The organism is Lacihabitans sp. CS3-21, from assembly GCF_024343675.1.
In the GTDB taxonomy this organism is placed as follows: Bacteria; Bacteroidota; Bacteroidia; order Cytophagales; family Spirosomataceae; genus Leadbetterella.
Window position 1 is genome coordinate 32,251 of sequence record NZ_RJUD01000016.1, and the last position, 21,973, is coordinate 54,223.

The 21,973-nt window shown below is 36.9% G+C and carries 18 protein-coding genes; 14 read left to right on the forward strand and 4 right to left on the reverse strand.

What is annotated here, in order from left to right; translation table 11 throughout:
• Positions 1-50 precede the first annotated feature (50 nt).
• The 14 genes from EGI24_RS10870 to EGI24_RS10935 all read left to right on the forward strand — a co-directional run bounded on the left by EGI24_RS10870 (position 51) and on the right by EGI24_RS10935 (position 16,126).
• Positions 51-1,469, forward strand: coding sequence for an inorganic phosphate transporter (locus tag EGI24_RS10870; RefSeq protein ID WP_255048418.1), 1,419 nt, complete (start codon positions 51-53; stop codon positions 1,467-1,469).
• Positions 1,470-1,642: 173 nt separating this feature from the next.
• Positions 1,643-2,725, forward strand: a complete 1,083-nt coding sequence (locus EGI24_RS10875; RefSeq protein WP_255048419.1) for a hypothetical protein — start codon at positions 1,643-1,645, stop codon at positions 2,723-2,725.
• Positions 2,726-2,999: 274 nt separating this feature from the next.
• The gene (locus tag EGI24_RS10880) at positions 3,000-4,775 is read left to right on the forward strand and encodes an FAD-dependent oxidoreductase (protein ID WP_255048420.1); all 1,776 of its coding nucleotides are present in this window, start codon (positions 3,000-3,002) and stop codon (positions 4,773-4,775) included.
• Positions 4,776-4,786: 11 nt separating this feature from the next.
• On the forward strand, positions 4,787-6,589 hold the full coding sequence (locus tag EGI24_RS10885) for a 2-oxoacid:acceptor oxidoreductase subunit alpha (RefSeq protein ID WP_255048421.1): 1,803 nt from the start codon (positions 4,787-4,789) through the stop codon (positions 6,587-6,589).
• 5 nt (positions 6,590-6,594) lie between these two features.
• Complete coding sequence (locus tag EGI24_RS10890) at positions 6,595-7,647, forward strand: 2-oxoacid:ferredoxin oxidoreductase subunit beta (RefSeq protein ID WP_255048422.1); 1,053 nt, start codon at positions 6,595-6,597, stop codon at positions 7,645-7,647.
• A 39-nt stretch (positions 7,648-7,686) separates the two neighbouring features.
• Positions 7,687-8,139, forward strand: coding sequence for a hypothetical protein (locus EGI24_RS10895; protein WP_255048423.1), 453 nt, complete (start codon positions 7,687-7,689; stop codon positions 8,137-8,139).
• Positions 8,140-8,358: 219 nt separating this feature from the next.
• The gene (locus EGI24_RS10900) at positions 8,359-8,805 is read left to right on the forward strand and encodes a hypothetical protein (RefSeq protein ID WP_255048424.1); all 447 of its coding nucleotides are present in this window, start codon (positions 8,359-8,361) and stop codon (positions 8,803-8,805) included.
• Between the two features lie 280 nt (positions 8,806-9,085).
• Positions 9,086-10,441: a TlpA disulfide reductase family protein gene (locus EGI24_RS10905; protein ID WP_255048425.1), complete on the forward strand. Its 1,356-nt coding sequence runs from the start codon at positions 9,086-9,088 to the stop codon at positions 10,439-10,441.
• Between the two features lie 210 nt (positions 10,442-10,651).
• Complete coding sequence (locus EGI24_RS10910) at positions 10,652-11,095, forward strand: hypothetical protein (RefSeq protein ID WP_255048426.1); 444 nt, start codon at positions 10,652-10,654, stop codon at positions 11,093-11,095.
• A 140-nt stretch (positions 11,096-11,235) separates the two neighbouring features.
• Complete coding sequence (locus tag EGI24_RS10915; RefSeq protein ID WP_255048427.1) at positions 11,236-12,378, forward strand: amidohydrolase family protein; 1,143 nt, start codon at positions 11,236-11,238, stop codon at positions 12,376-12,378.
• A gap of 158 nt (positions 12,379-12,536) precedes the next feature.
• Positions 12,537-14,015, forward strand: coding sequence for a xylulokinase (locus tag EGI24_RS10920; RefSeq protein WP_255048428.1), 1,479 nt, complete (start codon positions 12,537-12,539; stop codon positions 14,013-14,015).
• Between the two features lie 58 nt (positions 14,016-14,073).
• Complete coding sequence (locus EGI24_RS10925) at positions 14,074-14,538, forward strand: NADH-quinone oxidoreductase subunit A (RefSeq protein WP_255048429.1); 465 nt, start codon at positions 14,074-14,076, stop codon at positions 14,536-14,538.
• Positions 14,535-15,053 carry an NADH-quinone oxidoreductase subunit B gene (locus EGI24_RS10930; protein ID WP_255048430.1) on the forward strand — a complete coding sequence of 173 codons (519 nt, stop codon included), beginning with the start codon at positions 14,535-14,537 and terminating at the stop codon, positions 15,051-15,053. Before EGI24_RS10925 ends, EGI24_RS10930 begins: the two co-directional genes overlap by 4 nt.
• Before the next feature lie 200 nt (positions 15,054-15,253).
• On the forward strand, positions 15,254-16,126 hold the full coding sequence (locus EGI24_RS10935) for an aldo/keto reductase family oxidoreductase (protein WP_255048431.1): 873 nt from the start codon (positions 15,254-15,256) through the stop codon (positions 16,124-16,126).
• A 435-nt stretch (positions 16,127-16,561) separates the two neighbouring features.
• Here the strand turns inward: EGI24_RS10935 and EGI24_RS10940 are convergent, their stop codons facing one another.
• From EGI24_RS10940 to EGI24_RS10955, 4 genes are all read right to left on the reverse strand, one after another.
• Complete coding sequence (locus tag EGI24_RS10940; protein ID WP_255048432.1) at positions 16,562-17,932, reverse strand: aminopeptidase P family protein; 1,371 nt, start codon at positions 17,930-17,932, stop codon at positions 16,562-16,564.
• Between the two features lie 30 nt (positions 17,933-17,962).
• The gene (locus EGI24_RS10945; RefSeq protein ID WP_255048433.1) at positions 17,963-19,000 is read right to left on the reverse strand and encodes a DUF4249 domain-containing protein; all 1,038 of its coding nucleotides are present in this window, start codon (positions 18,998-19,000) and stop codon (positions 17,963-17,965) included.
• A gap of 5 nt (positions 19,001-19,005) precedes the next feature.
• Positions 19,006-21,438, reverse strand: a complete 2,433-nt coding sequence (locus tag EGI24_RS10950) for a TonB-dependent receptor (RefSeq protein ID WP_255048434.1) — start codon at positions 21,436-21,438, stop codon at positions 19,006-19,008.
• Positions 21,439-21,561: 123 nt separating this feature from the next.
• Positions 21,562-21,906: a single-stranded DNA-binding protein gene (locus EGI24_RS10955; protein ID WP_255048435.1), complete on the reverse strand. Its 345-nt coding sequence runs from the start codon at positions 21,904-21,906 to the stop codon at positions 21,562-21,564.
• Positions 21,907-21,973 lie beyond the last annotated feature (67 nt).

A 21,973-nucleotide genomic window follows, 5' to 3' on the forward strand; every position in this document is an offset into this window, starting at 1 on the left:
CATTTGTAACACCAATGTGAATCAGAATCTAAAACTAAAATCTAATTATTATGTTTGGTCTAGAAAATGACGTTTTCTTTCTTCTCTTTTTTGCTCTATTTGCAGCTTGTGTTTTCGAATTTATCAATGGTTTTCATGACACCGCCAACGCTGTTGCTACAGTAATTTATACAAATTCACTCAAACCAACCCAAGCGGTAGTTTACTCAGGTATTCTTAATTTCATCGGTGTTATTACTGGTGGTGTAGGTGTGGGAATGAGTATAGTCAATCTACTACCAGTGGAGTTATTGATTGACCAAAACGTTTACCACTCTCTTGCCATGGTGATGGCCATGTTGTTTAGTGCAATCATCTGGAACTTTGGTACTTGGTATTTCGGTCTGCCATCTTCTAGCTCGCATACGCTTATTGGAGCCATTATGGGTGTAGGCTTAGGTTATGCCTTACTTCCTGAAAATCAGACAGGTGCAGCTGCCATTAATTGGGATAAAGTAAAAGATGTTTTCACTGGTTTATTAATGGCACCACTTTTGGGTTTTGCCCTAGCCATATTTTTGATGTTTATACTCAGAAGAACAGTAAGTAAAAATGTTAGAGATCAAATATTTTCTGAACCTAAAAAGAATCAAGCACCGCCTAGCTGGATCCGAGGAACATTAATCACTACTTGTGGTTTGGTGAGTTTTTTTCACGGAAGAAATGATGGTCAAAAAGGTATCGGATTAATGATGTTGATTTTGATAGGAGTTTTGCCTTCGTATTTTGCTATTACAAGTGCCAAAAAACTGAAAGATATTCAACCAGATTTGGTTAAAATTGAAACGATAGTAAACAGAATTGATACAGTGGGGTTAGGTGCCTCAGAAATGAAACACATTAACGAAATTAAATCTAATATTTCCTATTTACATCCAGTTGTAAATCAATCTTCGAAAGACACTCTTTCAAAGCTTAGTTTGCGTGGTGCCATATTGAAAATTTCAAGTAATTCTAAAAAGTTACTTTCTGATGAAAGTGTAAGTATAAGTGTTGCAGATAGAGCTACAATTTCATCTTTGGCGATTAAAGAAGAAAAAGGAATTCGCAGGGCTACAGACTTTGCACCTTTTTGGGTTATTATGCTTATTTCTCTTTCCTTAGGTTTGGGTACAATGATCGGATGGAAAAGAATTGTGGTTACCGTCGGTGAGAAAATAGGGAAATCGCATTTGACTTATGCACAAGGAGCTTCTGCTGAGTTAGTTGCAGCTGTTACTATTGGTTTGGCTTCTGGCTTTAAATTGCCTGTTAGTACTACGCATACTTTATCATCAGGTATTGCGGGTTCTATGGTAGCCTCTAAAGGCATCAAAAACCTTCAGGCTGGCACCATCAAAAATATAGCCATAGCTTGGGTCCTTACGCTGCCTGTTTCTATGATGTTATCAGCAGGTTTGTTCCTTTTATTTAGATTCTTTGTTTCCTAACAATATTTGTAGAATTTGAAAAGCGGCTTTTCTAGGCCGCTTTTTTTGTGAAAAAAATCTTCACTATTTTATTATTCCCATTAGCTTCTTGATATTTTTGTGAACATGAACAATTTCTGAGAAACCTTAGAGATTGGATTGTTTTCTAATTTTTGGTTTTAATAAGTGAATAATTGAAATATCAAGAAAATAATGACATTGAAATCGGCAACTGGAAATTGGCCGATGTAAGGAATTTGGAATACATATTGCCTTTTCAACTGGACCAATACCTACAAATGGGCTGGTTTCGAATGGGTCAAACGATGTTTACCACTAATTTTTTGATATTTAATAATGAGCAATTCAATGCTTTGTGGCTTCGGATTGATTTAGAGAAATTTGAACTTACACCCTCTCAAAAAAAACTTTTAAAACAAAATAGTCGATTTGATTTAAAAGTAACTTCTGGCCAAATAGACTATCAAAAGGAAGATTTATATTACAAATACCGAGAAAGTTTAAGCTTTTCTATAGCTCCATCCCTTCAAAACCTGCTCACAGGAAACTCACTTTTTGATATTTTCGATTCAAGGCATATTGAAATTTATGACAATGGCTCATTGATTGCGTGCGGGGTTTTTGATGTTGGCGATATTTCGGCTCAAGGCATTGTAAGTGTTTTTGATCCAGCCTATCGAAAATTCAGTTTGGGAAAATACCTTTTCCTTCAAAAAATTCTATTTTTAAAAGCTAACGGCTACAAATATTTTTTTCCTGGTTATTATGTGCCTGGTTATGGGCAGTTTGATTATAAGCTAGATATGGCCAAAGAAAGCACTACTTTTTTTGATTTTGGCAAAAAGAATTGGTTGCCCATGAATATTTTAGCGGATAAACATCAGCCATTGAGATATATTCAGGCTAAGCTCCAAAGTCTTAGTCATCTTTTACTTTTAAATGGTTTTAAAACTCAACTTCTTCAGTATAATTTTTTCGATATTTGCTTGGTGAACAGTTACGCAGATTATGGCTTGTTAGACGTACCTCTGTTTTTGTATTGCTTTCCGAATTCGAGACAACAAGAAGCCATAATTGTCTTCAATATTTTCACAGACCAGTTTCAGTTTGTGATTTGTAATAAACCCTTTCAATCGAATATCGAGGAAATCTCTGGACATTATGCAAAATTCCTTTTGAAATTGGATACGATAATATTCCAACATAATGATGAAACGCTATTTGTAGAACGATTGATAGAAATAGTTAAAAGTTAGATTTTGCTCTCAAACCAATTTTCTTATTTATTTTTTCTAGGTCAAAAAAAGCCTAAGTTTGACTTTTAAGTACGATTCAAAAAAATACTATTTATCCAAAATTTAGTATTAAAAATGGTATTTTCTATTTATAACCAATCTAAATAACTGTTTTTTTGCATTTTGCCCAATTATTATAAAGTCTTTTTCTTTTCTAAGAAATCCTAACAATTTATATTTGGCAATATTTGAAATTTCAAATAAATTATAAAAATAATATTATTACAAGAGGCATATGAAGCCCACAAATATCAAAGATTCAGAGTATTTTCACAAAGTAGTTGATTGTCAGTACGCTTGCCCTGCTCATACACCTGTTCCCCATTACATTAGACTAATTGCCGCTGGCAAATACACCGAAGCCTATATGGTCAATTGGGAGTCCAATGTTTTTCCAGGAGTTTTGGGTAGAACTTGCGACCGCCCATGCGAACCCGCTTGTAGAAGAGGCAGAGTAGAAGAGGAGCCAGTAGCCATTTGTAGACTCAAAAGAGTAGCTGCAGATTTCAAAGACGACATCGCTCAATATTTGCCTGAAATACCCAAAGTAAAGAACGGCAAAAAGATAGCCATCATCGGTGCTGGACCAGCTGGTTTGACTGTGGCCAGAGATTTGGCTCCGTTGGGTTACGAAATTCACATGTACGATGACCAAACGAAGGGTGGCGGCATGATGAGAAGCCAGATTCCTTCTTTCCGTTTGCCTAATTCGGTGCTGGATCAAGAAGTAAATGTCATTTTAGACATGGACATCGTGAAGCATTTTAACCAATATGTTACCAGCCTAAAGGATATAATAAATGGCGGGTATGACGCAGTATTTGTGGCCACGGGAGCTCCGAAAGGAAAGGATTTGCCAAATCTTCCGGGCAGATGGGATGCAAAAGAGAACATTCACATCGGTATTCAATGGTTGGCTAATGTAGCATTTGAGCACACCAATAAAATTGGTAAAAAAGTGATTGTATTGGGAGGAGGAAATACTGCCATGGACTGTTGCCGTACTTCTCGTCGTTTGGGCGGTGAAGAGGTGAAAGTGTTGGTTAGGAGTCCTTTCAAAGAAATGAAAGCTTCTCCTTGGGAAAAAGAAGACGCGATTCATGAAGATATTCCTATTTTAGAAAATCACGTTCCAAAAAGCTTTGTCTCAGAAAATGGCAAACTAAAAGGCATGTTTTTTGAGAAAGTGGAGGCTCAATACGACGAGAAAGGAAAGCGTAAATTGGTTCCTACTGGTGAGCCTGATGTATTCATAGAGGCGGACGATGTGATTATTGCTATTGGTCAAGAAAACCGTTTTGAGTGGATAGAGAAGGATCTTGGCGTAGAATTTAACGAATGGGAAATGCCAGTGGTAGACGAAACTACGTTTGCCTCTACTTGTGCAGGTGTATTTTTTGGCGGCGATGCAGCTCTCGGTCCAAAAAATGTAATCACTGCCGTGGCACAAGGCCATCAAGCAGCTATTTCGATAGATAAATACTGCCAAGGGCAAGATATCAGCGACAGACCTGCTCCAGATGTAACTTTAATAAGTACCAAAATGGGTATTCATGAGTGGAGTTATGACAATGGAGTTTCGGCTGATTTAAGATTTGTTGTTCCACAAGAAGACAAGAAAATAACTTTAGCAGATAGGAAGAAGGAGGTTGAGCTGGGTTTTGATTTGCAATCTGCTTTTAAAGAAGCTGAACGCTGTCTAAACTGCGACGTACAGACCGTCTTTATGGAAGACAAATGTATCGAGTGTGATGCTTGTATGGATGTTTGCCCGACACAATGTATCAATTTTACTGAAAACGCTGAGGAAGAAGATTTGAGAGCCAAATTGTTGATTCCGGCTTTGGACAAAAGCCAAGACATTTTGGTGTCTGATATATTGAAAACTGGCAAAGTAATGGTAAAGGACGAGGACGTTTGTCTTCACTGTGGCTTATGTGCGGAGCGTTGCCCAACTTCGGCTTGGGACATGCAAAAATTTATGTATAAAACTGCAAAAGCAGGTTGTTAAGAAAGAATGATATGAGTACTATAAACGATTTTGTTGTAAGATTTGCCAATGTAAATGGTACAGGTTCGGCCAGTGCCAACTCCCTTTTTGCGAAGTCTATTTTCAGAATGGGCGTGCCTGTTTCGGCAAAAAACATTTTTCCATCTAATATTCAAGGTTTACCCACATGGTACGAAGTGCGTGTGAGTGAGAAAGGCTATTTGGGTAGAAAAAATGGAATTGACCTGATGGTGAGTGTCAATCCACAAAGCTTGAAAAAAGACATAGCCTCTGTAAGACCAGGGGGGTATTTTGTTTACGATAGTACTAAGAAGCTGTATGAGGAGTTTTTGAGAGAGGATATCAATTTTATCGGTATTCCTTTGATGGACATCTGTAATAGAGAGTTTTCAGATCCTCGTCAGAAACAATTGTTCAAAAACATCGTATATGTAGGTGCATTGGCTAAGTTGCTGGATATCAGCTTTGATGAAATAGAAAAATTGCTTTCGGAGCAATTCAAAGGTAAAGAAAAATTGGTGATTCCAAACGTTAAAGCCTTGAATCTCGGTGGCGATTACATAGCAGAAAACTTTGACTTTCCGCTTGATTTTAGGGTAGAAAGAAGAGATTTGGTGAAAGATTGGATTTTAATAGATGGCAATGCGGCAGCTGGATTGGGTGCCGTTTATGGCGGTGCATCTGTGGTTTCTTGGTATCCTATTACACCTTCTACCTCATTGGTGAGTTCATTTGAAAAATATGCCAATAAACTAAGAAAAGACCCAGAGACTGGCAAAAATAATTTCTCAGTTGTGCAGTCTGAGGACGAACTTTCGGCCATCGGTATGGCTATCGGTGCCAACTGGAACGGTGCAAGAGCATTTACAGCAACTTCAGGCCCTGGTTTATCGTTGATGAACGAATTTTTGGGCTTGGCTTATTATTCTGAAATTCCGGTCGTCCTAGCTGATGTTCAGCGATCTGGACCTTCAACAGGTATGCCTACACGTACCCAACAGTCTGATTTGTTGATGGCAGCATATGCTTCTCATGGAGATACAAAACATGTGCTTTTGATTCCTTCAACACCTACAGAGTGTTTCGAAATGATGGCCGATGCCTTTGATCTGGCGGAGCAATTACAAACTCCCGTGCTGTTTATGACGGATTTGGACTTGGGTATGAATGAACACATGTGTCCGCCTTTCAAATGGGATGATAGCAGAAAATATAACCGAGGAAAAGTTTTAAACGCCGAAGAGTTGGAAGCAGCTCAAGATTGGGGCAGATACAAAGATGTCGATGGCGATGGAATTCCTTATAGAACCTTGCCGGGTACACACCCTACCAAAGGGGCATATTTCACCAGAGGTTCTTCTCACGACGAAAAAGCAGCTTATTCGGAAGATTCGGATACTTATGTGCGTATCATGAACAGATTGGTTAAGAAATTGGAGACCGCCAAAACTTTGGTTCCAAGTCCTGCATTTTACCAAGAAAACAATACGTCAGAAATCGGGGTGATATTCTTTGGAACTTCGAGATATGCTGCTGAGGAGGCTTTGGATATTATGCGAGCCGATGGATTGAAAATAGACGCCATGCGTTTGAAAGCTTTTCCTTTTTGCCAAGAGGTAGAAGACTTTATCGACGCCCACAAGCAGGTTTTTGTGGTAGAGCAAAACCGTGATGCCCAAATGAGAACCTTGCTCATCAATGAGTTGGAGGTGAATCCTAAAAAATTGATCAGGGTTTTGAATTTTGACGGAACACCTATCACCGCCGATTTAATTATTCAGCCCATCAGTGCATTAAACCTACAAAGTATCTAATTTTTATGTCATATATAAAACCAAAATTCGAACACCCAAGAGCTCCAAAAAACACCTTGGGTTATACCAGAAAAGAATACGAAGGTTCACTTTCTACACTTTGTGCGGGCTGTGGACATGATTCTATATCGGCTGCTATTGTAGACGCCTGCTTTGAGTTGTCTATCGAGCCACACCGTGTGGCCAAGCTGTCGGGCATTGGTTGTTCATCCAAAACTCCAGCCTACTTCCTTAACAATTCACATGGATTCAACTCTGTGCATGGACGTATGCCTTCGGTAGCCACCGGAGCCAATTTAGCCAATAGGGACTTGGTTTATCTGGGTGTTTCCGGTGATGGAGACAGTGCTTCTATCGGCTTTGGGCAGTTTGCACACGTGATTCGTAGAAACTTGAACATGACCTACATTGTGATGAACAATGGTTGTTATGGCCTCACCAAAGGACAAGACTCGGCCACGGCTGACCATGGCTCGGTATCGAAAGCGGGTAGTGTCAACAACTTTGAAGGCATAGATATGTGTGCCATAGCCATAGAATTGGGTGCAACCTTTGTGGCCCAGAGTTTTAGTGGAGATAAAAATCAGTTGATACCATTGATAAAAGCTGCTCTTTCACATTCTGGATTTTCCTTGATCAATGTAGTTTCACCTTGCGTGACTTTTAACAACAACCCAGGCTCTACGAAGTCGTATGACTATGTGCGTGAGCACAACGAGGCACTTTCGTCTTTGGATTTTGTGCCTGTAAAAGAGGAGATTACGACTGAATATGATGAAATAGATGTCAAGATGGTAGAAATGCACGATGGTACGTTTATCAAACTCAATAAACTACACCAAGGCTTCGACCCACAAGACAAACTATCTATCATCAACGCCCTACAAGTAGCCCGCCAAAAAGACGAAATTCTTACAGGATTGCTGTACCTTGACACCGAAAGCATAGAACTCAACGACCTGATAGGAACCGTAAACAAACCGCTTAATTCTCTTACAGAAAAGGAATTATGTCCTGGGAGTGAGGTTTTGGAGAAGATTAATGCGGGATTGAGGTAAGTAGGTAATTCAATATTTATATAACTGATTTAAAAAGAGTTGGCGAATTTAGAATTTTCCAACTCTTTTTTTTGGATTGAATTTTGCACTTATAAAGGAAAAACTGAGAAACACCTACAAAATGATTTTGGAGGATATTTACACCGTATTTTGGATATGAGTATAATTAGATACTTTTTTGCTCTTTTGGTAATAGTTGGTTGCACAAATCAATCTGTTTCTGAAATTGAAAAAAAGTTATATGGAAAATATTGTTCTAATACTAGTGAAGAGAATCCACTAGTACTTTTTCCAGATAATTCATATAGTTTGGGGTATGCAGAAAAGGGACGATGGGAAGTAAACGACTATGGCGATTTTACAATATTAACTCTCATTCATAAAAATAAACGGAAGGAAGGGGTTGTACTTTTTAAAGAAAACTATTATTTCAAATTTAGTCAAACTGCGTTTTCATCTTCGGGAGAAATCGTATTCAAAATTTGTAATTAATGTGTTTTCAAATACTCGCTCCAAATTGGTTCAGGGAAGATTCGGCTGATTTTTGAGGTTTATCGTATTTAACGTAAATTTATTAGTCATAATTGATAAGATACCTTAGTAGCTAACACTTTCGAAATACTTAATTATTTTTTTTTAACATCCCAGGGTTTGCGAGTTGATGATACTTTAAAATTTCAAAGTTAACTTTAATTTCCAAAATAATATATGATGAAAAGTGCAGATGATATTTTATATGAAATAAGTATGTATGGATTTTCTAATGGAGTAGAGGGTTTAAATATTTATCAAAGGCATTTATTTTACTTCGATGAATTCACCATTTTAGTTGCAAATGGAGGGGGTAGTGGTTTTATTTTTAATAGAAGTCCAGTCTCAAGCGGTGAAACTGAGCATGAGGTTTATATTGAATCATTTAGATTCTTTGGATTTGTCGAAATTGCAAATGATTTAGAAAAATATTACGAGGATTATCTTGATGTCGTAAAAAAATGGATTAAAAACTCGAAACCTGATTTTGAAGAAATGATTAGTCGGACAGACTTAGAAGAGCGTAGAGATACACTTAGCATTAGATTGGAAAAATTAAGTAGAGAACCGGAAAATGTTTACAAATGGATGAACGAGAATTTAGATAAAATTAATTTGTTCAATTAAAGAATGACTATTGATGTTTAAATAGTCTTGAATAACATAATTGTTGATATAAGATTGTAATGTCATATATCTTTACTATGGTTCTACCATCATTGGGTTGTTGTACGAGTTATACTTGATTTGTAGTAAAATTAATTCTTTAAACTTTCAAATACAAAATAGCAATACCTGCCAAATACCTAACCGATACTTAATTAGCGAAGAATAATAATTTCTATTTCTTGTAAAAAAATCGGAAAGAGAGCTTGTGAACTTCAGCTTAAATTCTTAGTTTCATTGTATGAAACTATTCCTTACACTTTTATTTTTCTTAATTATCATTGGCAGATCTGCCTTTGGTTCTCAAATCCTTATAAAATTCGAAGGTCAAGTAAAAGCATCGTCTGAATTATCTGTTTTCTATTCCAAAAATCTCGAAGAAAAAATTGTTGTTTTCAGTCAAAAAGTTGTTGGCAAAGAAGACATTAGTTTTGAGCTAGATAATTCTCATGTAAAATTCTACTACTTTCAAATCGGTAAAAGTGCTATTTTGCTTAAAGTCAAAGAAAAGGATAAAATAACCTTGACTTATGACGGTCAAAATAATAAATGGAATCTCAAAAAAGAAAATGACGATTATTTTGAAAAGACGAAAGTATTCATAGGCTACATGAGTCCAAAATGGAAAGATTCTTCCTCTTTTGTAAGATATCACATTGATTTTATGGATTCTTTAGGCTTAGATCCCTTTAACAAAAGAAAGATTTATACCTCGGATCAGTCATTCTTAAGGAGAACCTTTTTTAACCTCTATGTTGACAGGGTTTCGGGGTACAAACTTTTTAAATTTCCTGACACTGAGCAATCCGCTGAAACTAATTACGTGGAAGAATGGGCGAATTTATCTCAAATCGATTATCGACAGTCCAGTTATTATGAATTAGAGACAATAAGAAGATATATTATCTTTCATTTACCAGTAATTTATAAAAACTTAAAAGTTCCCAAACCCAATTTTGCCGAATTATTGGTCGCCGGTGAGACATGGATTAATTCTTTAGAAATTGATGAAAATCTAAAGATTTATATACTTGGTGATTTAATACGATATATGGCCAAATTTAATCTTCCATTGGACGTAACAACTCAAAACTTTTTAGAAAACTTCTGTATTGCTAATCCAAATTCTGCACATTTGAACTTTGTTCAGAGTTTTTTGAAGCAAAAACAATCCTTATCCATGCAGAAATTTGAGATTGATGCAGTAAATCTTCACAATGAAAAATTTGAGGTTAAGAAATACAATGATAAGATAATTTTAATCGACTTTTGGGCAACTTGGTGTGGACCTTGTATTGCAGCAAATCCGTTCTTAGAAAAAATAAAAGCAAAATATCAGGGCAAAGTCAAAGTTATCAAGATTTCAATAGATGATAACTGGGTGCATTGGGAGCGGTTTGTGAGGGATAAGGATGGGAATATTGACGATAATTATATTGTTACCAAAGAGAGTTTTGAGTCCGAAAAAAAGAAATTTAACCTGGTATCAGTTCCAAGGTATTGGATTGTCAATAGTGAGGGCAAAGTATTAAATATGGAAGCACCTAGCCCGATGAAAAGTGAATTAGAAGAATATCTAATAAAGGTTTTGGAGTAGCGGAATTTTACTTTTTCCCAGCTCTAGTATCGTTTTACCATTGGTGGTAGTGAGCAATTGAGTTTTACTCAATATGACTGCATTTAGGCCTAAAATAAGTCTTTTTTTTCACTAGTTTCAAAAACGCAGGTTTTAAATTTTCATTTCTACTGAATACTATTGAATTATTTTTCTACTATTTTTGAATTTAGAACCAAACAAAGTCCAAAAATGAAATCCACCTTATTTCTTCTCATCATCTTAATATTTCCATTAGTCACTTTCGCCAACACAGAAACAACCAAATCTAGCGAATTTATCTTTGATTCTCTGAAAATTCATGTTCATAATCAGGTGGTTAAAAAAGATTCTGTTATAAAAGAAAAGCTGCCAAATCACCAAAAGATAGCCAAAACCTCTGGGATATTGGGTATTGTTGGATTAGGAACGATGTTGGTTTTGGGAATAGCGAGTGCGGGGACATTGTCTGTGCTGATAGGTGCAGCAATTTCTTTTGCAGCCTTGATAATGGGTATCATGAGTGTCCGAAAAGTTAGTAACAAAAAATGGGCTCGTTTGGGTATAATTTTAGGTAGCTTAGGTATTTTGATATTAGCTGCTTGGATAACACTCATCATTTATGTAATTTCTATTTTCAGTAATGGTTTTTCTTAATCGAAAATTTTCTGAATAAGTTCTTTGCCGTTCATTTTGTGCTTGGTATTTAAAATGTGTCAGAATTACCAATTTATGCTTTTAACCTTCTATCAGTTCGGTATTTTATCCTTATCTTTACCGAAAATTCAAGCCTAAATATGAAGAAAGCAGCCTTGCTATTTATCGGTAATATCATTTCTTTAAGTTCTTTTTCCCAGCAAATAACCATTGGAGACAACAAAGGAGCCGTAACTTTTGAAGAGTACGACCCGAAAAGTACTTTGGTAGTAGATAAAAACCCAAAAATAAGGTCTAAATACCCATTCATTGATGTGCACAACCACCAATATGCAATGGGCGAAAGCAAAGACAATGTAGATAAACTCATTCCAGAAATGGATAAACTAAATATGCGAATTTTGGTCAATTTGAGTGGAAGAGGCTGGACAAAAGACTCGGAAAAGGCCACCAAAACTTTAAGCGACAATGTGACCAATAGCAAACTGTATCCTGGAAGGTTTGCGGTTTTTACAAATGTAGATTTTGATGCTATCAATGAAACAGGTTGGTCAGAAAAAGCAGCGAAAATATTGGAGGAAGATGTTAAACTGAGAGGTGCCGTAGGTTTGAAAGTGTACAAGAACTTGGGTTTTAGTGTAAAGAACACGGATGGTTCTTTGGTGAGAGTAGATGATCCAAGAATTGATGCGGTTTGGGCAAAAGCAGGTGAGTTGGGTATTCCGGTAATCATTCACTCAGCTGATCCGGCTTCTTTTTGGGAGCCTTTAAACCAGTTTAATGAGCGTTGGTTAGAACTCAAAACGCATCCTGGACGTAAGAAAGATGTAGCGAAGGGAGATTTTGGGTTTGAGGAAATTATTGCCCAGCAACATAACATTATCAGAAAACACAAAGGCACGAAGTTCATCAGTGCTCACATGGGATGGTATCCTAATAACCTCGGGAAATTGGATAGTCTTTTGACTGCCATGCCCAATATGTATGTAGAAATAGGTGCAGTAATAGCCGAAATTGGCCGTCAACCGAGAACTTCCAACAAGTTTTTTACCAAATGGCAGGATAGAATTTTGTTTGGTAAAGACTCTTGGGTACCCTCAGAATATGCAACCTATTTCAGAGTTTTAGAAACCGAAGATGAGTATTTTCAATATCATAAAAAGTATCATGCCTTTTGGCCAATGTACGGCATAGGCTTGTCTGATGATGTTTTGAAAAAGGTGTATTATAAAAATGCATTGAAAATCATTCCAAGGTTGGACAAAAGTGGGTTTCCGGAGTAAGTCACTTCGACTTCGCTCAGAGACCGCCGCTCATTTCGGCTCCGCTTAGTCACATCTCGCAAAGGGAATGGGAAAAGTTTAGATAAAAAAAATATAAAGTAAATCGTAAATCAAATAATCGATTCAATCTAAAATCGTAAATCGAATCAATCAATAAAATGTTTTTACTCGGAATAGACTTAGGTACATCTTCCATAAAAGCGTCGATAGTTGACGCCAATTCTAAAAAGGAAATCGCTTCGGCACAATATCCTGATGTGGAGGCTGAAATATCTTCACCACAAAAAGGATGGGCAGAACAAGAGCCCGAAATGTGGTGGGAAAATACACAGCAAGCCATCAAAAGAGTTGTGGCCTCTGGTTTGTTTGATGCCCAGCAGATAGTTTCTATAGGTATTTCTTACCAAATGCACGGTTTGGTGATGGTGGACAAAGACCAAAAAGTTTTGCGACCATCAATAATTTGGTGTGATAGCCGTGCGGTGGCTCAAGGTGATAGTGCATTTAAGACCATAGGCCAAGCAAAAGCACTAAGCCACTTATTAAATTCACCAGGTAATTTTACAGCGGCAAAACTGGCTTGGGTAAAAGAAAATGAGCCTGCTGTTTTTGAAAAATGTGACAAAATCATGCTTCCTGGCGATTTCATAGCGATGAAAATGACGGGCGAAATCACCGCCACAAATTCAGGTCTTTCGGAGGGTATTTTCTGGGATTTTCAAGAAAACAAAGTTTCCGAAGACGTTTTGAAAGCTTTTGGTTTTTCGACGTCAATTATTCCGACCATTAAACCTGTTTTTTCAAATCATGGAGAGGTTTCTTTAGAAATAGCCCAAAGTTTGGGAATTAAGGCTGGAATACCGATTGCCTATAAAGCTGGAGATCAGCCCAATAATGCACTTTCACTCAATGTGGTTAATCCTGGAGAAATAGCAGCAACTGCTGGAACTTCAGGTGTGGTTTATGCTGTAAGTGACCAAGTGGCTTTTGATCCAAAATCAAGGATAAATTCGTTTGCTCACGTTAACCACAGAATGGATAATCAGAATAGAATCGGTATTTTGTTGTGCATCAACGGTACGGGTATTTTGAATCGCTGGCTGAAAGACAACATGGGAGGAGGTATCAGCTACCAAGAAATGAACGAAAAAGCATCGAAAATAGCAATTGGTTCAGACGGATTGGTGATGATGCCTTTTGGAAATGGTTCGGAGCGGATGCTTCAAAATCAGCTTTATGGTGGTGAGGTTTTGGGTTTAGATTTTAATGTTCACTCACAAGCACATTTGTTCAGAGCGGGTCAAGAGGGAATTGTATTTTCTATGAAATATGGTTTTGATTTGATGAAAGACTTGGGCGTTGTGCCGAGCGTAATCAGAGCGGGACATGCCAACATGTTTTTGAGTGAATTATTTACGGAAACTATGGTGAATGTGACTCAAGTGCCTGTAGAAATGTACGACACGCATGGAGCAAAAGGAGCGGCATTGGGCAGTGGAGTAGGAGCAGGCTTTTTTGCCAACATTGCTGAGGCCATGGCTGGACTCACACTTTTGAAGGTGATTGAGCCAAATGTGGCTCAAAAAGAAGAATATGCAACTGCCTATGGCAATTGGTTTAGCAAATTAAAGGTTTAAAAACTAATAAGTCTTTTTTAGTGTTAGGCATTCACAAACTTAATTTGGTTAAATAGAAATGGTTAGTCAATTTGGATTCGTTTTATTGTTTTTTGTATCAGGTATCTTGTTGGTGCTTTTGGTTTTGGGAATCGCCAGACTTCTTAGGCCTTCTAGACCGAATCCTGAGAAAAATGCTGTTTACGAATCTGGGGAAGAAACTGAAGGTACAGCCCATGTTTCTTTTAACTTAAGATTTTATATCGTTGCACTTATTTTTATTCTTTTTGATGTAGAATTGGTTTTGCTTTTTCCTTGGGCCACGGTTTTTGGCGATAAACAGCTTTTCGAAGAAACCAATGGCGTTTGGGCCATTTATGCAGGAACAGAAATGTTTATTTTTGTGTTTATTTTGGCATTAGGCTTACTTTATGCATGGAAAAAAGGACATTTGGATTGGATAAAACCTGTTCAAAAAGAGAATGATTTTAAATCACCTGTTCCTGAAAATCTTTATAAAAACGTTAACGAAAAATATTCATGAATTTCGATTCTTTAGAGGCTGTGGATAGATTGAAATCAGGGGAAGGAGAGGTTATTCTGACTTCTGTTGATGAGCTAACCAATTGGGCAAGAGCGAATTCTCTTTGGCCATTGGGTTTTGGTTTGGCTTGTTGTGCTATTGAAATGATGGCCACTTACGCTTCCAATTATGACCTTGAAAGGTTCGGTATTTTTCCAAGAAACTCACCCCGTCAGTCGGATTTAATTATCATTTCAGGTACGGTTACTTTCAAAATGGCAGACAGAATCAAACGTCTTTATGAACAAATGCCCGACCCTAAATATGTTATTTCAATGGGAAGCTGCTCCAACTGTGGAGGTCCATACTGGGAGCATGGTTATCATGTGGTCAAGGGCGTCGACAGAATAATTCCAGTAGATGTTTACGTGCCCGGTTGTCCACCTCGACCAGAAGCACTCTTGGGAGGCTTGATAAAACTCCAAGAAAAAATCAAAGGCCAGAAGTTTTCTGATGTAAGTGCGGATAGTATTTAGCTCTGAGATTGTGGTCAGACGACAGTCGGACCTGAAGTGTGGTCAGTTTTAACTTTTGGTTTTACATAAACAGAACCTCAAAAATCAAAAATCGGAATAAAAAACTGATTTAAGTTCTATCCGCAATTCTTCTAAACTGTCTATTTAATTTTAAATATATATATAAGCAAAACCTTAATTGTCAAGATATTAAAAATCAAATGATAACAAAACCATTTTCAAAAATTATAGCCGGCACCATGACTTGGGGTGTATGGGGAAAAAATTGTGATACAAAACAAATGATTGAATTGATGCAGTCTTGTTTAGAGAATGAAATAACTACCTTTGACCATGCCGATATTTATGGAGATTACACTACAGAAGCTAGTTTTGGAAAAGCCTTTGCTGGAAGCAAAATTGAAAGAGATAAAATTCAGTTAATTTCTAAGTGCGGAATTCAAATGCTGTCTGAGGAAAGAAAAAACACAGTTAAACACTATGAATATTCGTCTTCTTACATTATTTGGTCTGTAGAACAATCGCTAAAAAATCTGCAAACCGATTATCTCGATCTTCTTTTGTTGCACAGACCAAGTCCATTGATGAATGCAGATGAGATAGCCAATGCTGTTGAAAAACTAAAACAAGAAGGTAAAATTATTGATTTCGGAGTTTCCAATTTTACACCTCATCAGTCTGATTTTATCGAGACAAAAACCAAAATTGCTTATAATCAAATTGAGTTTTCTATCACCCATTTTGAGGCTATGTTAGATGGAAGTTTAAATCATATGCAAACGCGTGGCATTCAGCCGATGTCTTGGTCGCCTTTGGGGAGTGTTTTCAAAAAGGATAATGAGCAGTCTTTGCGAGTGAAAAAGATGGCAGAATTGCTGGCAGTGAAATACGAAGTTTCCATTGATATTATACTTCTTGCTTGGATTCTGAAATATCCCGCTGGTATTTTACCCGTTTGTGGCACAGCAGATACTAGTAGAATTGCCAATTTGACCAAAGCTTGCCAGGTTGAAATGGAATTACAAGATTGGTTCGCACTATGGACTGAAAGTGCTGGAGTTCCAGTTCCTTGATTTTAAGGGAAAATCAGTATTCAATTTAGTTTTGGTCAGACGCTAGTCGGTCCTGATTTAAGTTCATGTAACTAACTGCGGTCAGTAACTATTCAGACCTAATAAAACTTAATATTGGTAATTTAAAGTCTACGGTTAGACAAAAGACAAACCTGAGTGACAAGGTTTTGATATAGAATTGCATTTAGTGGTAATATTATAGTTGCATCGGCCTTTTTAACATTTCTATTAGAAGCGATTATCATGTCCGACTATCGTCTGACCGTTGCTTACATTAATTTCCAGGGCCGCGTATCGTCTGACCGCTATTTGCGTTTTTGCGATCCTATTACCACCTTCTTTCAGTGGCTTGGTTTACAGGTCCGACTAGCGTCTGACCGCTGTTCGTGCTATTCCGACCATTGTCTGACCAATGTTCGGTTTAAAATCTAACTGCTACTTCATTATCTCTTCAACTTCATCTGTAGTTTTAGGAATGGCTTCTCCTAAAATTTCATAGCCACTTTCGGTAATTAAGACATTGTCTTCAATTCTTACACCGCCAAAATCAAGATAGTCTTCGAGTTTTGAATAGTTTACAAATTCTTTGAATTTGCCTTCAGCTTTGTATTTGGTAATAAGTTCAGGAATGAAATAACAGCCAGGCTCTACGGTTATTACATGACCAGCTTCTAATTCTTTGGCCAAACGTAGCGATTTTAAACCCAATTGGGTACTTCTTTCCAAACCCTCTCTGTATCCAACGTGATTTTCACCAAGTGCCTCCATATCATGCACGTCTAGGCCTATCATGTGACCTAAACCATGTGGCATAAATAGTCCGCCAACGCCTTGGGTTAGCATATCTTCAACATTTCCAGTAACCAATCCTAAAGATTTTAGATTGGTTAACAAGATTTTATTTGCATGAAGATGCACCTCACGATACTTCAAATTTGGTTTTAAATTTTCTATGGACGAAACCTCCATTTCAAGCACAGTTTCATAAATATCTTTTTGTTTTTGTGTGAATTTACCTGAAATGGGAATCGTTCTCGTTATATCTCCTGCATAACCCATCTCGGTTTCGCATCCAGAATCATTGATGGCCAATTGCCCAGTTTGCATTTTGTTTCCATGGTAATGATTGTGCAGTGTTTGTCCATTGACCGAAAAAATAACAGGATAAGATAATTCAGCATTATGGGCATGCATGGTTTCTAATATTTTTCCGACAACCTCATATTCCATTTTTCCTGCAGAGGTAGATTTCATAGCTGTAATATGCATCTGACGAGTAATATTCACCGCCTCTGTCATTTGAAGAATCTCTTCTGCTGTTTTAATTGATCTTTGAGCTACTACGGCCTGAATTAAGGACAATGAAGGCTTTAGTTCGCTTACTTTTTGATCAAGAAGTTCTGAGAGAAATATTTGATTGTCAAATCTGTATTGTGGTAAAAAATGAAGTGCATTTTTAGAAATGTAGTTGTCGATTTCGGAAGGAGAAATCGTTTTTTCAACACCCACTTTAAAAGCTAAACTAGCCAAACTTTCATGAGGGCCAATCCAGATGATATCGTCGATAGAAAACTCATGCCCGAAAATGATTTCTTGGTCATTATCAATGTCTATGAGTGCAGCAAGTCCAGGTAAATTTATTCCGAAATAATACAGAAATGAACTGTCCTGACGGAATCTGAACGTATTATCTGTATAGTTCATTGGGGCTTCGTTGTTTCCGAGAAACAAAATTTGGCCTTTACCAATGGCTTTTTTTAGGTTATTTCTACGATTTTTATAGGTTTCTGCTGAGAAGAGTTTCATTTGAAGGTTTTTTCTTCAAAAATAATAAATTTATTTTGTCCCTACCACAGTTTCAGTTCTATTGTAGCCCGCCACACAGCCAAATCCATTTTTCACATTGGTATAAACCTGAATCGGTTCGGCAAAAGGGTTGTCATCTGTACGATTATGCTCTGATAATGACTTCTGATAATCGTAGAATTCTTTACTGATGTTGGAGAGTTGCACCCTAATGATTTTGTCAGAATCTGGAACAGTTTCTGATTTGTAAGTCCCTGACTTTGTTCTAAATATACTCCGGTTTTCAAAAAAATTGACAGCTCCAATTTTAAATTGATTCCCATCCGCATTTTGGTCTGTGTAATATGATCTGACCGCTGAGCTTTGTTCATTTGGCCAGCGGAAATATGCATATTTAGTTTTTTCTACTATTGAAACTTCTTCTTTATTTTCCACATTTTTTATCACGGGTTCTAATTGCTGGTAGGTCATTTCGCCAAAAACCTTATAATAGTTAGGTTCGCCGGCAATGTCAAGCCAGTCAAATTGAAGTTGATATCCAATATTGGTGTCTTTTTCAAAAAATGTACTCGTGATTTGCATAAATGGTCGAATTTGTAAATTATTGATTCTAACCCTTTGAGAAGGTATTTTTGTAGATGCTTCCACTTCTAAGTTACCGCTTTTAGCTTTTATGGTATACGTTTTGCCCGATTCTATTCTAAAGTCTCTTCTGGATATTTCGTAAAATTTATGCTTTGGATTAAACTTTAAAATACTGCCTTTTATTCCATCACTGATCGAAACAATGGCATCAGAAACATAATTATTTACCCTCAGAAAATTCGCCGAATCGCCCGTGTAAATCAAAACTTTTGTGGTGTCTATTTTTACAGTGCCGAAAAGTGGAATTGATTTTCCCAAACTTACATAAATCATCGTGTCTTGCGGACAAAGAAAGCTCGTCATTACTAATTTTTCTTGCAAATCTGGAAATCTACTCAAAGGGATATCATCAATGATCGTTTCACAAGAAAGGAAAATTATGGATAAATAGCTGATTATGAATATATTGAATTTATTTCTCATAATTTCTAGAATTTGAAGTTATAGGTTATTGATGGCAGAATAGGGAAGAGTGAGTACCTTTTTAAGGTCAAAGTATTGTTGGTATTACTACCAGTAGAGGTTCCAAAAAATGTTTGGTCGTTGGAGGCGGTATAGAAAAACGGATTTTTCCTATTGTAAGCGTTATAAATACTCACGTCCCAAGTTCTTTCAAATCGTTTTTTCTTTTTGTGAAACTGGATGCCCAAATCTAATCTGTGATAAGGCTCAGCTCTAAAACTGTTTCTTTCGCCGTATTCCTGCACGGTGAAATTCCTCCAGCCAATAGGATTATCCAAATTGTCTCCCCTTATATAGGTGCTCGAATACGCTCGGTATTCTGCAATTGGAATTGTAAGAGCGTTTCCGGTACCATAAATCCAAATGCCAGAAAGGGTGATTTTTGGTTTAAGTTTATAAATTCCCACCAAAGAAAGATCGTGTCTTCTGTCGTATTTGGGATAAAATGACTTTCCGAAGTTCAATTCTTCGAATGTCCAAAGTGTTTTCGACCAAGTATAGCCCACCCAACCCGAGAATTTCCCAACCTTTTTCTGCACCAAAAACTCCATACCATAAGACTCTCCTTGACCAGAGGTAACTTTGTTTTCCCAGCCATTGTCTTCTACACTGGTATTGGAGTTTATAGAAAGAAAACTAGCACCTTCTTTATAGCTGATGATGTTGTTCATCTTTTTGTAGTAGCCTTCCAAAGTAATCGAAATACCTTTGTCTTGGTTGATGTCTTTCACCGCACCAGCCGCTATTTGAGACGAACTCTGCGGTGCCACTTTTTCAGTTGCAGGCACCCAAAGGTCAGTTGGTAAGCCAAGACCTGTATTGGTCAGCAAATGTAAATATTGGTTCATGTTGGCATAAGAGACTTTTATGGCCAAATCGTCTTTGACTTTGTAAGCCGCTGAAACTCTTGGCTCTAATCTATGCTGAGGAGCGTTTGTTATCAAATATTGACTGAGTCTCAGGCCAGCATTTATTTTTATTTTGGGTACTGGCGACCAAATACTTTCAGTATAAATGGCATTTTCCCATACTTTGTAAGATTTGTCCTTATTTAGATTAACTTCACTTGAAGCATTCTGTAAAATCAGGGCTTCGGGTGTAAAAGTATGGTGGGTAGCCATAACGCCAAATCTGAAGCTAATATTGGGCTTTTGGTAATAATCTACATCGTATTTTAGGCTATAATCCTCAATACCAGAGTCATAGTTGAGTGTAAAATTGTTGGCTTCTAAAGAATTCAAACGTGTTTCTTTTGTGAAAATATTGAAACCGTAATTGCTATAAATCAAAGAGGCATTTCCGAAAGTTTTCTGGCCAAAAACGTGGTTCCAGCGTAAAGTACTGGTTATATTTCCCCAGTTTAGGCCAGCGTCAGAATTGTCTGTTTCTGAAGTATATTTATTATAGAAAACGTCATCGCCCAGGTAAGAACTTAGGAATATCTTGTTTTTTGCATTGATTTCGTAATTGAGCTTTATGTTTAAATCATAAAAGTAATAGCCAGAGGTTTGTTTGCCTTCTGATTCTTGATTTTGAGCTTTTATGAATGGACGCATTACAAAGTCCACGTAGGTTCTTCTTCCCGAAACGAGGAAAGAGCCTTTTGTTGGCTTGTTTTTATTGAATTTCAATGGTCCTTCGAGCAAAAGTCTTGACGAAATAAGTCCGAATCCACCTTCGCCAGAGAATTTTTCCTTGTTGCCGTCTTTCATGGTCAAATCAATGACGGACGAAAGTCTGCCTCCATATCTGGCTGGAAATCCACCTTTGGTCAGTTCCACACTTTTAAGTGCATCGCCATTGAAAGTCGAGAAAAAGCCAAATAAATGACTGGCATTATAGACCACTGCATCGTCTAAAATTATCAGGTTTTGGTCTGGGCCGCCTCCTCTAACATATATACCAGATTGCCCCTCAGAGGCTTTTTGTACACCAGGTAGCAATTGAATGATTTTGAGAACGTCTTTTTCGCCCATTAAAGTTGGGAGATTTTTGATTTGATCTACTGGCAAATCAATTTTAGACATGTTCGGTGAATTGCTTTGTTTGTTTTGCTCTGATTTAGAACTAATTACTACTTCTTGCAGGTAATTTTCATCTTCTAATTCAATATCTAGTTTTTGATTTTTGTTAAAAGGCAAACGCATTATTTTTCTTTGAAAGCCAACCATGGAATATACCAAAGTAACAGAATCTTGAGCAGGAATGGATAAGGAGTAATACCCATAAGTTTTGGTCGAAATACCTGTATTAGTGTTAGGCAAATATATATTCACACCTATCAATAGCTCTTTGGTTTTTTTTTCTTTCACAAAACCACTGATAGTAACCAATTGCTGGGCATATGATTCGGTAAGAAATAGAATTAATAAAGCACAAATTTGTATAGATTTGAGCATTCAGAATTTATAGTTTATAGTTCTTTTAAAAACGTTAGTTTAGACTAGAATATTAGCAAATTTTTATAAATAGGATTTCGAGAGCCTAAAAATATAGACTCCCGATTCCAAAAAAGCGTGGGATTATAGAAAAAATGTCTTGGTTTTAGGTTTAGTGGCCACTTCTTCAACTTTGGTTGCCAGTACCTCTGTTATATAGACTTTCTTGTTTTCTTTGTTTAAATAGTTTCTGGTTTGAAGTTTTCCTTCTATCAATATGAATTTTCCTTTTCCTATTAATGCCTCACATTGCTCAGCTATTTTTCCCCAAGCAACGATATTATGCCATTGGATATTGGTAATTTCTTCTGAGTTCTGGTTTTCGTAAGTTTCTTTCGTTGCTAGACTAAAACTCGCCAATTTGCTTCTTTCAAATGTTCTTATGTTGGGATTGTTACCTACGTTTCCGATTAATTTTACTGTGTTCATTTTATTAATGTGTTAATTTGATAATGTGTTAATTTGATAATGTGTTAATTTGATAATGTGTTAATTT

Coding starts and splice junctions, on each gene's coding strand:
- EGI24_RS10950 (WP_255048434.1), bottom strand. CDS start 21,438: ATGCTCAAATCTATACAAATTTGTGCTTTATTAATTCTATTTCTTACC.
- EGI24_RS10900 (WP_255048424.1), top strand. CDS start 8,359: ATGAAAAGTGCAGATGATATTTTATATGAAATAAGTATGTATGGATTT.
- EGI24_RS10915 (WP_255048427.1), top strand. CDS start 11,236: ATGAAGAAAGCAGCCTTGCTATTTATCGGTAATATCATTTCTTTAAGT.
- EGI24_RS10955 (WP_255048435.1), bottom strand. CDS start 21,906: ATGAACACAGTAAAATTAATCGGAAACGTAGGTAACAATCCCAACATA.
- EGI24_RS10910 (WP_255048426.1), top strand. CDS start 10,652: ATGAAATCCACCTTATTTCTTCTCATCATCTTAATATTTCCATTAGTC.
- EGI24_RS10905 (WP_255048425.1), top strand. CDS start 9,086: ATGAAACTATTCCTTACACTTTTATTTTTCTTAATTATCATTGGCAGA.
- EGI24_RS10885 (WP_255048421.1), top strand. CDS start 4,787: ATGAGTACTATAAACGATTTTGTTGTAAGATTTGCCAATGTAAATGGT.
- EGI24_RS10920 (WP_255048428.1), top strand. CDS start 12,537: ATGTTTTTACTCGGAATAGACTTAGGTACATCTTCCATAAAAGCGTCG.
- EGI24_RS10930 (WP_255048430.1), top strand. CDS start 14,535: ATGAATTTCGATTCTTTAGAGGCTGTGGATAGATTGAAATCAGGGGAA.
- EGI24_RS10935 (WP_255048431.1), top strand. CDS start 15,254: ATGATAACAAAACCATTTTCAAAAATTATAGCCGGCACCATGACTTGG.
- EGI24_RS10925 (WP_255048429.1), top strand. CDS start 14,074: ATGGTTAGTCAATTTGGATTCGTTTTATTGTTTTTTGTATCAGGTATC.
- EGI24_RS10890 (WP_255048422.1), top strand. CDS start 6,595: ATGTCATATATAAAACCAAAATTCGAACACCCAAGAGCTCCAAAAAAC.
- EGI24_RS10945 (WP_255048433.1), bottom strand. CDS start 19,000: ATGAGAAATAAATTCAATATATTCATAATCAGCTATTTATCCATAATT.
- EGI24_RS10940 (WP_255048432.1), bottom strand. CDS start 17,932: ATGAAACTCTTCTCAGCAGAAACCTATAAAAATCGTAGAAATAACCTA.
- EGI24_RS10880 (WP_255048420.1), top strand. CDS start 3,000: ATGAAGCCCACAAATATCAAAGATTCAGAGTATTTTCACAAAGTAGTT.
- EGI24_RS10870 (WP_255048418.1), top strand. CDS start 51: ATGTTTGGTCTAGAAAATGACGTTTTCTTTCTTCTCTTTTTTGCTCTA.